Raw genomic sequence first — 15,630 nt, 5'->3', positions numbered from 1 at the left:
AATCTTGAAGAACAAAATTATAGACTACTTTATGATTTTTAGGGAAGGCTTTTCTGATTTTTTTTGATTTTTTTCTTCAAGCTCTGTTTTTTCGGTAGCTGCCGGCGCCTCGGCTTCACGCACTGAAACCGATGCCAGTCCTAAAACAGGCTTGGCCGGTTCTGCAGTCATTGACGGCAAAGGCTCATCTTCGAATTCGACTTGGTCAAACACCATGCCCTGTCCATTTTCACTGGCAAAGATTGCCTGTACATTGGCGATGGGAACATAGATGTCACGCGAAACACCGCCAAAACGTGCCTTGAACTTGACCGCCTCATTGTCCATAGTCAAACCGCTGGTCGCGGTGAAAGCAATGTTTAATACAATCTCTCCTTTGCGCACAAACTCCATAGGAACTTGCACCGCCGCGTTAACCTTGACCGAGATATAAGGCGTAAAGCCGTTATCCGTGCACCACTCATAAATAGCGCGTATTAAATAAGGTTTTGTTGAGATTTCTGACATGAGCTTGGCAGTACTTTCAAGTAAAAATTCATTTCAAGTATCCAGCATGACGAACACCAAGGAAGATCATGCTGGATAAGACAACATTTTAACGACGCATTACTTTTTCAGATGGCGTCAATGCTTCGATATAAGCAGGACGAGAGAAAATACGTTCTGCATATTTCAACAATGGTGCTGCTGTTTTAGACAAATCAATACCGTAGTGATCGAGGCGCCACAACAATGGCGCCACTGCCACGTCTAGCATAGAGAACTCTTCACCCAGCATGTACTTATTCTTCACAAACAATGGCGCTAATTGCGTCAAACGATCGCGAATTTCTGCACGTGCTTTGTCCAATACTTTGGAAGAAGAACTATTCTTTTCATTCTCTAAAGTATGCACATGAACAAATAATTCTTTTTCGAAATTGAACAACATCAAACGCGCACGGGCACGTTGCAAAGGATCTGCAGGCATTAACTGCGGATGCGGAAAACGCTCATCGATGTATTCATTGATGATGTTGGATTCGTACAAAATCAATTCACGTTCCACCAAAATCGGTACCTGACCATAAGGATTCATGGTCGAGATATCTTCTGGTTTATTGAACAAATCGACATCGCGAATTTCAAAGTCCATACCTTTTTCAAACAGGACTAAGCGGCAACGTTGCGAAAATGGGCAGGTTGTACCTGAGTAGAGAACCATCATTTTTATAGTTCCTTAAAAACGATTAGGGCGAGGCGCAATCAAAGCGTACCTCACCCTGGGATGACACATCCACCAACGATGTTAGTGGACGACTAATTTACACTTACTTCACTTCTTTCCAGTAAGAAGCATTCAAGCGCCATGCCAGTGTTGCCAGTAAACCCATGAACAAAACTACCCAGACGCCTAAACGCTTACGGCTATTTTGTGCTGGCTCACCCATCCACTGCAAATAAGCAACCAGATCACCGACGGCATTATCGTACTCCACCGCGCTTAATTTGCCAGCGGAGACAGTTTCAAAGCCTGCAAATTTGTGTTCGGTTTTGGATGCATCATGTGCGTCTTTCACTTCTTCAAATTTCGCACTGCGCACGCCTTGCAATTCCCACAAAGCATGTGGCATACCAACGTTTGGAAACAGCATATTGTTCCAACCAGTTGGACGGCTATCATCTTTGTAGTAAGTACGCAGATACGTGTACAACCAGTCAGCGCCGGAGCCTTCACCGGATGCTTTGGCGCGAGCAATTACGGATAAGTCCGGTGGCACTGCGCCAAACCATTCTTTAGCATCTTTTGCGCTCAAGCTGGTTTTCATCAACTCGCCCACTTTTTCGCCAGTAAACAATAAGTTGTTTTTGATTTGATCTTCAGTCAAGCCCAAATCACGCAAACGGTTGTAACGCATGGAGACTGCTGAGTGACAATTCAGACAGTAATTAACGAACAACTTTGCACCATTTTGCAATGCTGGCAGATCAGTTGCACGATCTGGAGCGCGATCTAATGGGTATCCACCACTATTAGCCAAAGCTAGTGCCGGTGCAAATGCCAAAGTAACGATCAGTTTTTTAAGTAATTTCATGCTAATTCTTCCTCGCTTATCTGATCAATGCGCTGCAAATGTTACGCGTTTAGGCACAGGTTTGAAGGTACCCATCGCACTCCACCAAGGCATCAATAAGAAGAAGCCATAGTAGATTAATGCACAAACCTGAGATACGCGTTCGCCAGTTGGGGAAGGTGCTTGTACGCCAAGGTAACCCAAAATCACGAACGAAATACCGAAAACGATATACACATATTTGTGCCAATCTGGACGATAACGAATCGATTTCACTGGAGATACGTCTAACCAAGGCAAGAACGCCAAGATCACAACAGAACCACCAAACAAAACCACACCCCAGAATTTCGCATCCAGACCAAAAGGCATCATGCCGATAATCGCCAACAAGGCTACTACTGCAATCGCAACTTTAATCATGAAGTTCAGCTTAGATTTCAACCAGATCAAAGCCACATAAGCGGCAACACCGGCCTGCACCACATACAAGAACTCAGAAGTGGTTGCACGCAAGATGGAGTAGAACGGTGTGAAATACCATGTAGGTGCAATATGCGGAGGCGTTTTCAAAGGATCCGCAGGGATAAAGTTGTTGTACTCGAGGAAGTAACCACCCATTTCAGGAGCAAAGAAAACAATCGCGCTGAAAATCGTCAAGAACACGGTCACGCCAAAAATATCGTGGAATGTGTAGTATGGATGTGAAGGTACGCCATCCACTGGGTGACCATCTGCATCTAAGTTTTCTTTGATTTCAATACCATCTGGGTTGTTAGAGCCCACTTCATGCAAAGCGATCAAATGCGCAACCACCAAGCCCAACAAGACCAAAGGAATAGCAATAACGTGGAAAGAGAAGAAGCGATTTAATGTCGCATCAGACACCACATAGTCACCACGAATCCACAAAGACAAATCTGGACCGATGAATGGAATAGCACCAAACAAGTTAACGATAACCTGTGCGCCCCAGTAAGACATTTGACCCCATGGCAGGAGGTAACCAAAGAAGGCTTCCGCCATCAAACACAAGAAGATCGCAAAACCGAACAACCAGATCAATTCACGAGGCTTACGATATGAACCGTAGAGCAAAGCACGGGTCATGTGTAAATACACGATAATGAAGAAAGCAGAGGCGCCAGTAGAGTGCATATAACGCACCAGCCAGCCAGACGGCACTTCGCGCATGATGTATTCAACCGAAGCAAACGCTAATGTAGCATCTGGCTTGTAATGCATCACAAGGAAAATACCAGTAACAATCTGAATCACCAACACCAACATCGCCAGTGAGCCAAAGATGTACCAGAAGTTGAAATTCTTCGGCGCGTAGTATTTACCCCATTGATCATTCCACAATTTAGTTAGTGGAAAACGGGAATCGACCCAATTCAAAGCCTTATCCAACGCTGGAGCGTCGTCCGGGAGTTTTTTCTCAACAAATGCCATGATTAAGCCTCGCCTTTCTCATCTTTACCGATGATGATTTTGGTATCTGATAAAAACATGTGAGGTGGCACATCCAGATTTTGTGGAGCTGGTTTGTTCTTATAAACGCGACCAGCCAAATCAAATGTAGAACCGTGGCATGGACAAATAAAACCGCCTTGCCAATCATCTGGCAAAGAGGCTTGCGCACCAGGCGTAAATTTGGAGCTAGGTGAGCAACCCAAGTGAGAACAAATACCCACTGTCACCAAAATATCGCTATGCTCTTTACGTGAACGAGTTTGTTTGTCGCAATACGCTGGCATATCCATGGTGTATGGTTTTTCAGATTTTGGGTCTGCGACTTTATCTTCAGTCTTTTTCAGACTTTCCATCATCTCTGGCGTACGTTTTAAAATCCAGACTGGCTTACCGCGCCACTCTGTTGTTTTCATCTCACCTGGTTGCAAAGCAGAAATATCCACTTCAACTGGCGCACCGGCAGCTTTCGCTCGCTCGGATGGTTGAAAAGTACTAACTAGCGCACCTGCCGTTGCCAATCCTGCCGCGCCACCTGCCGCGCACGTTGCAACGAGTAGACCGCGACGGCCTGAATCGACCTGCTTTTCGATACTCATACAAACCCCAATCTATCAAAAATCAAAACTTGACGAAGCACCAGAGTCTAATGACCCTACACTTCTTACAACCTTAAATTATAAAGGAGCTGAGTGGTGATTTAAAGAAAAAGATGCTTTGCAGGACGATTTACGGGTTTTTTCCTCTCAAATTCACAAAACTGAACCGAAATTACCCGAAAATCCTCTGATTTAAGGTAAAACACTACCTTGAATTACAACAATTTGACCCTGACTTGACAAGATTTGACAATAATTCGGCAGACATAGCTGAATTTGCGGATTACTATATTGCCGTTTTACCATATTTTACTGGTGAGAAATTAATGACAAGCCAGATCTCAATCGACAGACAGCGCCGAATTGAGTCATTTAAACTATTTAGGGGGATTTTATGGGCATGATGCAAGAATTTAAGAGCTTTGCGGCACAAGGTAACGTAGTAGATCTAGCCGTAGGTGTGATCATCGGTGCCGCCTTCGGCAAAATCGTTGATTCCTTGGTGGGTGACATTGTGATGCCGGTGGTAGGGAAAATTTTTGGAGGCTTAGACTTCGCCAACTACTATCTGCCGCTCAATGGTCAAGCTAGTAGCTTGACCTTGGTCGAAGCAAAAAAAGCCGGTGCTGTGTTGGCGTATGGTAATTTCTTAACGATTTCATTGAACTTCCTCATCCTCGCCTTCATCATTTTTCAAATGGTACGTTTGGTAAATTTAATGAAGAAAAAAGATGCAGCGGCAGCGGCAGCAGCGCCAGCAGAACCAGCACCAACACCAGAAGACGTGGTCTTATTACGTGAAATTCGCGACGCATTGAAGAAATAATTTGCATCAAAATAGTATCAAGAAGCAATCTTAAGTAAATCAAAATGCCAGCTGCGCTGTGGCATTTTGATTTGCCGTGCAACTAAACTGGATTATCAATATCGACAAACTGATGTTCTATTCCAAATTGCTGCGCAATACATTGCCCCAAAGCTTGCACGCCATAACGCTCGCTGGCATGATGCCCACAAGCCAAATAGGCCGCGCCAGATTCGCGCGCCAAGTGTACAGTAGGCTCAGAAATTTCACCGCTGATATAAATACTCGCGCCAGCATCAATCGCTGCGTTCAGCATGTTTTGCGCGGCACCTGAGCACCAGGCTATCGTAGTTACAGGCTGATCGGCATTCCCTATCAATAACGCCTCTCGTCCTAGTTTGTTTGAAATACGGGTAGCCACATCGCCAGCGCTTGCCGAAGCCGTCTCCGACCATTTTCCCAGCCAACCCAAATCATCGTCGCCAAAACGCCCCGTCACTTCAAATCCAAATAGCTTCGCCAGTTGCGCGTTATTTCCCATAACTGGATGCGAATCTAACGGTAGATGATAGGCAAATAAGGAGATATCATTTTCGATCAGGGTTTTCAGACGTTGAAACTTTTGCCCGACAACGCGCATATCTTCACCGCGCCAAAAATAGCCGTGATGCACCAGGATAGCATCAGCTTGCAAACGCACCGCTTCGTCCAATAGCGCCTGACAAGCAGTGACACCACTGATAATGCGCTTAATTTCACGTCGCCCTTCCACCTGAAGCCCATTTGGGCAATAATCACGGAAGCGTGCAACTTGCAACTCGTTGGCCAGAAATTGTGCAAGCACATTCCTCTCTACTGACTTTCTTAACATACCGTCCTCATCATGCGTCGTTTATGGCTATTATTTGCTCAAACCGTGACTGTCGGTTTGGCGCTGTGGTTTATTGTAACCAGCTTGAAGCCAAATTGGTTGCAACAAGGTTTTTCCGTCAACAAGAATGTCAGCCTGACTTCTTCTGCCACCTTGATCGAAGCTCCCAGTAACAAAGTTGCGACGACCGGCTCTTATCATCTGGCCGCAAAACGTGCAATGCCTTCGGTGGTGAATATCAGCGCATCTCGCAATTCGAATAACAATAATCCCTTATTAAACGATCCTTTTTTTAAACGTTTTTTTGGTGAGCAAGCGCGCCCCAAATCAGAACGTCCATCCAGCAGTGGCTCCGGCGTCATCATGAGTCCGCAAGGACACATACTGACAAACAACCATGTGATTCAAGGTGCTAGCGCTATTGAAGTGGCGCTAGCAGATGGTCGCCAAGCCAGCGCCAAAGTCATAGGCACAGACCCTGACACCGATCTCGCTGTGTTGCAAATTGATTTGAAAGATTTACCTACGATCACCTTGGGCCACTCAGAAGAATCGAATGTGGGTGACGTGGTGCTAGCCATAGGCAATCCATTTGGCGTAGGCCAAACCGTCACCATGGGCATAGTCTCAGCGCTAGGTCGCAATAGTGTAGGTATCAATACCTATGAGAATTTTATACAAACCGATGCCGCGGTCAATCCAGGCAATTCGGGTGGGGCCTTAGTCGATGCAAATGGCAACTTACTAGGAATTAATTCCGCCATATACTCTCAGAACGGTGGCTCATTGGGTATCGGCTTCGCGATTCCTGTGTCGACCATCAAAATGGTGATGGAAGCAATTATCACGGATGGTCAAGTGGTGCGTGGCTACCTTGGCATTAGTCCAGAAGACATCACGACCGAGATGGCAGAAAGCTTCAATATCAAACAAACCAAGGGTTCTATCGTAGCGGCCGTGGTACGTGGCGGACCAGCCGATCAGGCAGGTGTTAAGCCTGGTGATATTTGCATCGCGATTGATGGTAAGGTATTTCAAAATAGCCGCGAGATGATGAATCGGATCGCCTCATTGAAACCGAATTCCAAGGCGAAATTGAAAATTTTGCGTCAATCGAATGAAATCTCCCTGGATATCAATGTCGGTAAACGCCCACCATTTAAGCTAGAAGAATAAAACATTCACACCCTAGGAAAAGTATGCACGTGCCAGAACTAAGTCGTTTCTTATTTGAACTATCGGAAAATAATAACCGTGCTTGGTTTGTCATGAACAAGCCACGTTACGATATTTTGCGCGCCGAATTTTTGGTGATGGTAACGCGCTTGATTCAAGAGCTCAGTAAATTCGACCCCGCCATCGCACTATGCGATCCTAAAAAAGCATTGTTCAGAATCAACCGTGATGTACGTTTTGGCAAAGACAAATCGCCCTACAAAACTTATTTTTCAGCTTCAATATTACCGAGTGGCCGCAAGAAGCCTAGTGAAGGTGGCGGGCCTGCCTATTATTTCCAAATCAGTCAGGACAGTCGTTTGTTGTTCGCGGTCGGTGAGTATATGCCACCTTCAGACCGACTGAAGAACATCCGTCAGCATATTCTTGAAGATGAGGCTGGCTTCAACAAAGTCATTAAGAACAAAGCATTGAAAGCTTGTTTTGGCGACTTGCAAGAAGAAGGTAAATTGATACGTCCGCCCAAGGGCTACGACCCCGAGCACCCATTGATAGAATATTTAAAATTAAAAAGTATGATGGTGTGGACTGAATGTCCTTTAGATGGCATGTTGTACGAAGACGTACACAAACAATTAGTCGGTGGGTTTAAATCAGCGTTACCCTTAGTCACCTGGCTGCGAGCAGCCAGATTCAGCTAGACCAACTTATTCTTCCGGCGGTGCCTGAGTCGCTTTGACAAAGATGGGCGCCACAAACAGGCCTAATTCAAACAACATCCACATCGGGACAGCTAGCGCCAGTTGGCTGACGACGTCAGGCGGCGTAACCACAGCAGCAACCACAAAGGCGCCGACAATGACATAGGACCGGATCGCTTTCAATTTCTCCACAGTCAATATCCCTGTACGAACCAAGACGATCACCACGATAGGTACTTCGAAGGTTAGACCAAATGCCAGGCACATGGACATCACGAAATCGAGATAATTTTCTATGTCGGGCGTGACTGTGATCGAGGTAGGTGCGAACTCCGTAATAAATTTGAAGACACGTCCAAATACAAAGAAGTAGCAGAAGGCGACGCCAGCAGCAAATAAGAATGAAGACGATATGACCAGAGGCGCTACCAGTCGCTTCTCATGCGCGTACAAACCAGGTGCAATAAAAGCCCAGGCTTGATACAAAACCCAAGGTAAAGCAATTAAAAACGCCAGCAACAAAGTCACCTTCATAGGCACTAGGAATGGTGAAATCACACCTGTAGCAATCATCTTGGCACCCGCAGGCAAAGCCGCCACCATAGGCTGCGCCAAAAGATCATAAATTGCTGAGGGGCCAGGCCAAGCGAACAAGGCTGCACAAACTAGTGCAATCCCGGCGCAGGCTTTTACCAGTCGATCGCGTAACTCGACCAGATGGGAAATGAAGGACTCTTGCATACCCATGAAATTATTATCACTCATGACATGCCCTTAAATGAACTATTGAGAGCATTTAGAAAAAACTCGATGGTGAACTACGATTGACTCGGTGCTTTGCCATACGGGCAGCACCAGAAATTACTTGACTACGCTGACCGTGGCGGCTTTTATACCAGCTTGGAATATTCGAGGTTTTAGCGACTTTTCTGCGGCGAAAATTTTTCGCTTTTGCCATCATCGCATCGCTAGAAGGTGCGGTGTAATAATCGTAAGGTGAATAGCTTGAATGCGATTCTGGTTGCACCAGCTCATTCAATTCCTGCTGCGCCTCGGAAAACTCTTTATTGATATCCTGCTCGAAATTTTGCGCCGCAGATTCAACTTCTTTCTGCATCTTGCGCAATTCTTCCATTTCGATTTCGCGACTCACCTCGGATTTTACCTGGCTGATATAGCGCTGCGCACGACCGAATAGGGTGCCAGCCATACGCGCCACTTTAGGTAGATCTTTAGGGCCAATCACTATCAAAGCCACAGCGCCGATTAAAGCGAGTTTGGTCAGTCCGAGGTCTATCATAAATCTGTTCTAACACTATCCTAAGATTAGTGCGTCGATTTATCCTTTGCCTCGACATCAATGGTTTTTTGTTCGTCGGCTTTCGGTGCCTTGTCTTCCTCACCTTTTACGCCATCTTTGAAACCTTTAACGGCTTTACCCAGATCGCTACCGACATTGCCAAGCTTTTTGGTGCCGAATACCAATACCACGACCACTAATACGATCAACCAATGCCAAATACTAAATGAACCCATCATGCTTCCTTCTAGGGCTAAGCCCAAAAAATCGATCAATAAAATAGTTTACAACTTGGCGCCACCAATCACATGCATGTGCAGGTGATAAACAATCTGACCGCCGTTAGGACCCGTGTTCACCACGGTCTTGAATCCGCCGGTTTTTGATCCATCCTCATGTTCCACATAAGCACAGCCTTGTTGCGCCGCCAGCTTAGGAGCCAATTCCAACATTTTACCCAACAATACGGCATCTTCGGCTTTTGCATCAGCCAAACTCGACAAATGTTTCTTAGGAATAATCAGAAAATGTACGGGTGCTGCTGGATTGATATCATTAAATGCCATCAATTCATCATCTTCATACAAAACAGTCGCCGGAATTTGCTTGGCGACGATTTTACAAAAAATACAGTTATCCATACAGTTCACTCAAAAATTGTTACAAAAGTCGCACACGACGATCATTAGTTATCTAAGCGAGAAGCTTTTTCCTCTATACCAGAAATGCCTTCGCGCCTCGCCAATTCGTCTAACACTTGTTGCGGGTGCAAATTATACTGCGCCAACATGACAAGCGAATGAAACCACAAGTCCGCGCACTCATACAGCAGATCAGAAGTATCGCCAGAAACACGTGCATCCTTGGCTGCCATCACGGTTTCGGTCGCTTCTTCACCGATTTTTTTTAAAATCGCATCGTCACCTTTGTGAAACAATTTGGCGACGTAAGAAGTTTCAGGATTACCACCGTTGACCGCTTTACGGCTTTCTATCACGGCGGCCAGCTGATTCAATATTGATTCTTGAGTCATATCTGTCCTGTGCTTATTTATAAATGGCTTCAGGATCTTTCAGCACAGGATCAACCGTCACCCATTCGCCTTCATCCACATTGCCTTCGAACTTTTGGAAAAAACATGAATGACGTCCGGTATGACAAGCGATACCCTCAACTTGTTCAATTTTCAGAAGAATCACATCTTCATCACAATCTAAGCGTATCTCTTTGACTTTTTGTACATGACCGGATTCTTCGCCTTTGTGCCACAGTTTTTTGCGGGAGCGACTCCAGTACACCGCTTCGCCAGTTTCTACTGTACGACTCAGTGCCTCGCGATTCATCCAAGCAAACATGACGACATCATTGCTGCCGACTTCTTGCGCAATCACCGGGACTAGGCCGACTTCATCCCACTTCACTTTGTTTAACCAACGAAAACTCATGCTAACCTCATTGGTATATGTTGTGCTGCCATAAACTGTTTTGCTTCCTGCACTGTGTGCTGTCCAAAATGAAAAATACTTGCTGCTAAAACTGCATCGGCACCGCCGAGTTTGATGCCATCGGCGAGATCTTGCAAACCTCCAACACCACCCGAAGCGATGACGGGAATATCAATTGCATCCGAAACTGCGCGGGTCAGCGCTAAATCAAAACCGGAACGAGTGCCGTCTTTATCCATACTGGTGAGCAGAATTTCACCTGCACCTAATTCCGCCATTTTGCGCGCCCATTCGACCGCATCGAGACCCGTCGCATTGCGACCGCCGTGGGTATAGACCTCCCACTTACCTGGCGCCACTGCTTTGGCGTCAATTGCGACCACGATGCATTGCGAACCATACTTATGCGCGGCATCAGCGACTAATTGCGGGTTCGTCACCGCAGAAGTATTCATGCCGACTTTATCCGCGCCCGCATTCAGTAAGCGTCGGACATCAGCCACAGTACGCACACCGCCACCGACGGTTAGGGGAATAAACACTTGTGAAGCAACCGCTTCTATCACAGGCAAAATCAAATCCCGGTCATCGGACGATGCCGTGATATCCAAGAAAGTGATTTCATCGGCACCTTGCAAATCATAACGACGCGCGACTTCCACCGGATCACCGGCATCGCGTAACTCTAAAAAGTTGACGCCTTTGACTACCCGCCCGGCATTCACATCCAGACAAGGAATAATCCGTTTTGCTAAAGTCATTCTTCGTCTTCTTCGTAGATAAGATCACCGCTGAGTTCATCGGCGCGCTCTTGTGCGCTCGCCAAATCTAAGGTGCCTTCATAAATTGAACGGCCGCAGATCACACCTTCTACGCCTTCATCTTGTACCGCACATAAAGCTTCAACATCGGCTAATACGTGCACACCACCAGAAGCGATTACAGGCACAGTCACGGCCTGCGCTAATTTCACTGTCGCGTCGATATTCACACCACCCATCATGCCATCGCGACCGATGTCAGTGTAAATTATCGCTTCTACGCCATAACCTTCAAATTTTTGTGCCAGATCGATCACATCGTGACCCGACATTTTGCTCCAACCATCGGTAGCGACTTTGCCATCTTTGGCGTCGATACCCACAATAATTTGTCCCGGAAAAGCGCTACAAGCATCTGCCAAAAAACCCGGGCTCTTGACCGCGGCAGTACCGATAATGATGTAAGAAATACCAGCATTCAAATAGCGCTCAATCGTGTCGAGATCACGAATGCCGCCGCCTAACTGCACAGGTACTTCTTCGGTATCGGTTTCTTCTGCATACTCGCGCACGGTTTTGATAATTGCCTTAATCGCTGCTTCATTTTTTGGCTTGCCAGCGAAGGCGCCATTCAGATCCACCAGATGCAGACGGCGTGCGCCTTGTTCTAGCCAGTGGCGCGCCATATCGGCGGGCTCTTCAGAAAATACAGTGGCTTGATCCATATCGCCTTGTTTAAGACGTACGCAGTGACCATCTTTCAGGTCGATAGCAGGAATGAGCAGCATGATGAATTTATAGGGTAATTAAAAAGAAAAAAGTAAGGTAAACAACAGACAATAAGTTTGACAGTATGTTCAATATTTCAAGGTCTAAGGATTCCAGTGTACAAAATTTTTATACAGTTGCAATCCGGCTGCAGCGCTTTTCTCGGGATGAAATTGCGTTGCAAAAATATTCTCGCGCGCCACTGCTGAGGTAAATACCTGACCGTATTCAGTGGTACCAACCACATCTTGCGCGTGCTCTGCTTGCACAAAATAACTATGCACAAAATAGAAATAACTCTCGTCAGCAATGCCATTCCAAAGTGGATGGGCTTGAACTTGTCGCACACGATTCCAACCCATTTGTGGCACTTTATAACGGGAACCATCTTCTTGCAATTGTCCGCTTAAATCAAAGCGCACGACCTTGCCCGGCAACAAGCCTAAGCAAGGCGTATTGCCTTCGGCACTGAGGTCAAATAGCATCTGTTCACCGACACAGACACCAAATAGAGGTTTTTCACGTGCGGCTTGCAAAAGCGCTTCTTGTAAACCGGATTCCCGTAAACAGCCCATGCAATCAGGCATAGCACCTTGACCTGGCAAAACCAGTCGGTCGGCAGATCGGATATCAGCGATATCGCCTGAGATAACAATCTGCGCTTCAGGCGCTACAGCACGAAAAGCCTGTGCGACCGAACGCACGTTGCCCATGCCGTAATCGACAACAACTATCTTATTCATAACAGTGAGAGAGTAGACATAGTGAAGTGTTGTAAGTGCCACAGCGACATATTGATCGTTATAGCACGTACTGCTCTTTTATAGACTACCTTTAGTGGATGGAATGGTACCCAAGGCGCGTTGATCCAATTCTGCCGCCATACGCAGCGCACGACCAAAGGCTTTAAAAATGGTTTCGCATTGATGATGCGCATTCTCGCCGCGCAAATTATCAATATGTAGAGAGACTAAAGCATGATTGACGAAACCCTGAAAAAATTCATGGGTCAAGTCAACATCAAATGAACCTATCATGGAACGCTTGAAATCAACATGGTATTCAAGGCCTGGACGACCAGAGAAGTCAATCACCACGCGAGACAAGGCTTCATCCAGTGGCACATAGGCATGACCATAACGACGTATGCCTTTTTTGTCGCCGATCGCAATCGCGAATGCCTGACCCAAAGTAATACCAACATCTTCCACAGTGTGATGCGCATCGATGTGCAAATCACCATCGGCTTCGATATCCAAATCAATCAAACCATGACGGGCAATTTGATCCAGCATGTGATCCAAAAATGGCACACCGGTTTTTAAGGATTGCTTGCCAGTGCCGTCAAGATTAATGGCGACACGAATTTTGGTTTCGTTGGTATTGCGTGTAACTTGCGCTGTACGTTGCATGATGAGTTTAGCTAAGGATGCTTAGCTATAATGTTGAGTGAAATTCGAAAGAAAAACTTGATAAAAAAATTCAAAAAATTTTAAAGAAAATTATTCTAAAGCTAGTTTAAAGGCATGTAAAAACTCGGCGTTTTCTTCTGGCGTGCTAACGGTAATGCGTAAGCAGTTCTGCAAAAGATCATGCATTTTACCCACATTTTTCACTAAAATTTTTTGTTCCACTAATTTTGTGAATACTTCATTGCCATAAGTCTCACTTTTTGCCGAATTAGACACGCGCACCAGCAAAAAATTCGCAGATGAAGGGAAAACTTCTACCCCCGGCAAAGCGGCAAGTTGACTAGACAACTCACTGCGTTGAGCACGTAATTGTGCTGCCTGCACTTCAAAGATTTCAGCATGTTCGAGTAAGCAAATAATCGCCGCTTCCGTCAACACATTAATGTTATATGGCGGTCTGACTTTATCGAATTCTTCCAGCAATTCTGCAGATGCAGACATATAGCCCAAACGGATTCCTGCTAGGCCTAATTTCGACACCGTACGCATCACGATCAGATTGGGGAACTCTGATAAGCGCGACATGAAACTCGTCTGCGCAAATGGTTGATAAGCCTCATCAATAATCACCAAACCTGTATCGCCAACCGCACGGATAATTTCTTCCATGTCCGCTGCATCAAACAAAGTTCCAGTAGGATTATTCGGATAGGCTAAATAAGTCACGGCAGGTCTATGCTCAGCAATAGCTGCCAGCATCGCCGCTTTATCCAAAGTGAAATCGGCTTTAAGAGGTACGCCAATAAATTCCATGCCTGCAAATTTAGCTGACAATGAATACATCACGAAACCAGGCATAGGTGCCAGTACTTTTGCACCCGGTTTAGCGCAGGCGATACTAATCATCGCAATCAACTCATCTGAGCCATTGCCCAACACAAGATCGTAACCATCAGGTACGCCAAAATGCGTGCTGAGCGCGTTTTTAATACCAGAGTAACTTGGTACCGGATAACGATTCAGATCGGTCTCAGACAGACGTTTTGCCAGCGCTTGCTGCAGCTCTGGTGTCAGCGTGTAGGGGTTTTCCATGGCATCGAGTTTCAGGAAACCCGTTGCATCCGGCACGTGATAAGCCGACAAAGCGCGCACATCGGCGCGGATAATATTTTCAACTAAAGACATGAGGCTTTTGCTCGTTTTAAAAATCAATGAATAATTCTTGAATAACTTTGGAGTATTCGTTCAAACCGGAATCAAGTTTCAAGTGCGACGACACTCTTCTTACGAACAGTGGTTGTCACACTTTTGGCTTTCGCCTTAGCAAGCGCAGGTGGTGTTTTACTGCTGCGCTTAGTTAATTTACTAACTTTACTAACTTTACTTGCTTTCTTCAGCACAGGTTTAGCCCGCACTGGTTCGGTCGGTTGATTATTCAGAACTTGTAATTCTGCCTCTGCCGATTGAAGACGCGCCGCGATGATGGCGCAGTATTCTGGATTTAATTCAAAGCCGACAAATTGCCGGCCACAACGTCGTGCTGCGATCGCGGTTGTACCACTCCCCATAAACGGATCAAGTACCACACCGTTTTCAGGACAAGATGCGAGCAGCATGCGTTGAATAATTTCTAAAGGTTTTTGGGTAGGATGTTCGACTCGCTCTGCATCTTCTTTGTGCAGGCGCGACACGCTCCATAAATCTTTCGGGTTGTAACCAAGTTCCAACCATTTTGCACCGACAAAGATAGAACGCGAGCGTGCTTTCTTGGTCGCAGCATCATAAGGTATGCGCACCGCATCCAAATCGAAATAATAGTTTTTCGATTTCACGAATAAACCTATCGTGTCATGCACAGAAGAAAAGCTACGGGTACTGCCGCCCATCGATGGCACCCGTCTATCCCAAATGATTTCATTAATCATCGTCATGCGCTGCTTGAGCATGACGAATATTTCCGGCGAATAGCGCCAGGTCAAAAAGATGTACAGCGAGCCAGTCGGTTTGAGCTTCGGTAAAACCGCATCGATCCAACGCTCAGTCCACGCAAGATAATCAGCCGCTTCTTGTTTATCGGAATCGTTACCATAGTCCTTGCCCAACCCGTAGGGAGGATCAGTCAAAATCAAATCGATACTGCCATCGGGTATGCGCTGCAAACCTGTGATGGCATCTTCGTTGAAAATCTGATTGAGGAAACTCGTCATATTGCAAAGGCGCGCATTATTTTTTCGTTCGATTAAAAGAAACTTTAAAACCTCTCAA

At 46.0% G+C, this 15,630-nt stretch carries 21 protein-coding genes; 3 read left to right on the top strand and 18 right to left on the bottom strand.

Annotated features, from left to right (window positions below):
* Positions 1–24 precede the first annotated feature (24 nt).
* From AC1RR2_RS03585 to petA, 5 genes are all read right to left on the bottom strand, one after another.
* Positions 25–507, bottom strand: coding sequence for a ClpXP protease specificity-enhancing factor (locus AC1RR2_RS03585; protein ID WP_493220925.1), 483 nt, complete (start codon positions 505–507; stop codon positions 25–27).
* A gap of 88 nt (positions 508–595) precedes the next feature.
* On the bottom strand, positions 596–1,207 hold the full coding sequence (locus AC1RR2_RS03580) for a glutathione S-transferase N-terminal domain-containing protein (protein WP_186921835.1): 612 nt from the start codon (positions 1,205–1,207) through the stop codon (positions 596–598).
* A 103-nt stretch (positions 1,208–1,310) separates the two neighbouring features.
* On the bottom strand, positions 1,311–2,075 hold the full coding sequence (locus tag AC1RR2_RS03575; RefSeq protein ID WP_493220924.1) for a cytochrome c1: 765 nt from the start codon (positions 2,073–2,075) through the stop codon (positions 1,311–1,313).
* 24 nt (positions 2,076–2,099) lie between these two features.
* A complete protein-coding gene (locus AC1RR2_RS03570) occupies positions 2,100–3,512 on the bottom strand; it encodes a cytochrome b N-terminal domain-containing protein (RefSeq protein WP_493221005.1) in 1,413 nt (470 codons plus the stop codon).
* Positions 3,512–4,126 carry a ubiquinol-cytochrome c reductase iron-sulfur subunit gene (gene petA / locus AC1RR2_RS03565; protein ID WP_493220923.1) on the bottom strand — a complete coding sequence of 205 codons (615 nt, stop codon included), beginning with the start codon at positions 4,124–4,126 and terminating at the stop codon, positions 3,512–3,514. The genes AC1RR2_RS03570 and petA overlap by 1 nt, the downstream gene beginning before the upstream one ends.
* Before the next feature lie 394 nt (positions 4,127–4,520).
* Here petA and mscL point away from each other — a divergent pair, with 394 nt between their 5' ends.
* Positions 4,521–4,952, top strand: coding sequence for a large conductance mechanosensitive channel protein MscL (gene mscL, locus AC1RR2_RS03560; RefSeq protein WP_493220922.1), 432 nt, complete (start codon positions 4,521–4,523; stop codon positions 4,950–4,952).
* An 82-nt stretch (positions 4,953–5,034) separates the two neighbouring features.
* Here mscL and AC1RR2_RS03555 read toward each other — a convergent pair whose 3' ends face one another.
* Positions 5,035–5,802, bottom strand: coding sequence for a Nif3-like dinuclear metal center hexameric protein (locus tag AC1RR2_RS03555; protein ID WP_493220921.1), 768 nt, complete (start codon positions 5,800–5,802; stop codon positions 5,035–5,037).
* 12 nt (positions 5,803–5,814) lie between these two features.
* Between AC1RR2_RS03555 and AC1RR2_RS03550 the strand changes: the two genes are divergently transcribed.
* Together AC1RR2_RS03550 and AC1RR2_RS03545 are read left to right on the top strand one after the other, a co-directional pair.
* Positions 5,815–6,978: a S1C family serine protease gene (locus AC1RR2_RS03550; protein WP_493220920.1), complete on the top strand. Its 1,164-nt coding sequence runs from the start codon at positions 5,815–5,817 to the stop codon at positions 6,976–6,978.
* A 23-nt stretch (positions 6,979–7,001) separates the two neighbouring features.
* A complete protein-coding gene (locus AC1RR2_RS03545; protein WP_493220919.1) occupies positions 7,002–7,679 on the top strand; it encodes a DUF2461 domain-containing protein in 678 nt (225 codons plus the stop codon).
* Positions 7,680–7,685: 6 nt separating this feature from the next.
* Here the strand turns inward: AC1RR2_RS03545 and tatC are convergent, their stop codons facing one another.
* The 12 genes from tatC to AC1RR2_RS03485 all read right to left on the bottom strand — a co-directional run bounded on the left by tatC (position 7,686) and on the right by AC1RR2_RS03485 (position 15,572).
* Positions 7,686–8,444, bottom strand: a complete 759-nt coding sequence (gene tatC / locus AC1RR2_RS03540; protein WP_493220918.1) for a twin-arginine translocase subunit TatC — start codon at positions 8,442–8,444, stop codon at positions 7,686–7,688.
* 31 nt (positions 8,445–8,475) lie between these two features.
* Positions 8,476–8,979: a Sec-independent protein translocase protein TatB gene (tatB, locus tag AC1RR2_RS03535; RefSeq protein ID WP_493220917.1), complete on the bottom strand. Its 504-nt coding sequence runs from the start codon at positions 8,977–8,979 to the stop codon at positions 8,476–8,478.
* 26 nt (positions 8,980–9,005) lie between these two features.
* Positions 9,006–9,215 (bottom strand): Sec-independent protein translocase subunit TatA, encoded by a 210-nt coding sequence (gene tatA / locus AC1RR2_RS03530; protein ID WP_493220916.1) that lies wholly within the window; start codon positions 9,213–9,215, stop codon positions 9,006–9,008.
* 48 nt (positions 9,216–9,263) lie between these two features.
* Positions 9,264–9,620 carry a histidine triad nucleotide-binding protein gene (locus AC1RR2_RS03525; RefSeq protein ID WP_493220915.1) on the bottom strand — a complete coding sequence of 119 codons (357 nt, stop codon included), beginning with the start codon at positions 9,618–9,620 and terminating at the stop codon, positions 9,264–9,266.
* 44 nt (positions 9,621–9,664) lie between these two features.
* Entirely contained in the window at positions 9,665–10,012 is a 348-nt protein-coding gene (locus tag AC1RR2_RS03520; RefSeq protein ID WP_493220914.1) for a phosphoribosyl-ATP diphosphatase, read from the bottom strand.
* A 13-nt stretch (positions 10,013–10,025) separates the two neighbouring features.
* Entirely contained in the window at positions 10,026–10,424 is a 399-nt protein-coding gene (hisI, locus tag AC1RR2_RS03515; RefSeq protein WP_186940603.1) for a phosphoribosyl-AMP cyclohydrolase, read from the bottom strand.
* Positions 10,421–11,185 (bottom strand): imidazole glycerol phosphate synthase subunit HisF, encoded by a 765-nt coding sequence (gene hisF / locus AC1RR2_RS03510; protein WP_186921823.1) that lies wholly within the window; start codon positions 11,183–11,185, stop codon positions 10,421–10,423. Before hisF ends, hisI begins: the two co-directional genes overlap by 4 nt.
* Positions 11,182–11,973: a 1-(5-phosphoribosyl)-5-[(5-phosphoribosylamino)methylideneamino]imidazole-4-carboxamide isomerase gene (hisA, locus tag AC1RR2_RS03505; RefSeq protein WP_315468117.1), complete on the bottom strand. Its 792-nt coding sequence runs from the start codon at positions 11,971–11,973 to the stop codon at positions 11,182–11,184. Before hisA ends, hisF begins: the two co-directional genes overlap by 4 nt.
* A gap of 84 nt (positions 11,974–12,057) precedes the next feature.
* Positions 12,058–12,696, bottom strand: coding sequence for an imidazole glycerol phosphate synthase subunit HisH (gene hisH, locus AC1RR2_RS03500; protein WP_493220913.1), 639 nt, complete (start codon positions 12,694–12,696; stop codon positions 12,058–12,060).
* 78 nt (positions 12,697–12,774) lie between these two features.
* Positions 12,775–13,365: an imidazoleglycerol-phosphate dehydratase HisB gene (hisB, locus tag AC1RR2_RS03495; RefSeq protein ID WP_186891067.1), complete on the bottom strand. Its 591-nt coding sequence runs from the start codon at positions 13,363–13,365 to the stop codon at positions 12,775–12,777.
* A 90-nt stretch (positions 13,366–13,455) separates the two neighbouring features.
* The gene (gene hisC / locus AC1RR2_RS03490) at positions 13,456–14,550 is read right to left on the bottom strand and encodes a histidinol-phosphate transaminase (protein WP_493220912.1); all 1,095 of its coding nucleotides are present in this window, start codon (positions 14,548–14,550) and stop codon (positions 13,456–13,458) included.
* A 71-nt stretch (positions 14,551–14,621) separates the two neighbouring features.
* On the bottom strand, positions 14,622–15,572 hold the full coding sequence (locus tag AC1RR2_RS03485) for a DNA-methyltransferase (protein WP_493220911.1): 951 nt from the start codon (positions 15,570–15,572) through the stop codon (positions 14,622–14,624).
* Positions 15,573–15,630: the final 58 nt, after the last annotated feature.

This window comes from Undibacterium sp. GW821-FHT11H02, assembly GCF_058808015.1.
Note: the sequence above shows the minus strand (reverse complement) of the source record. Positions and strands in the feature narration are given on the sequence as shown.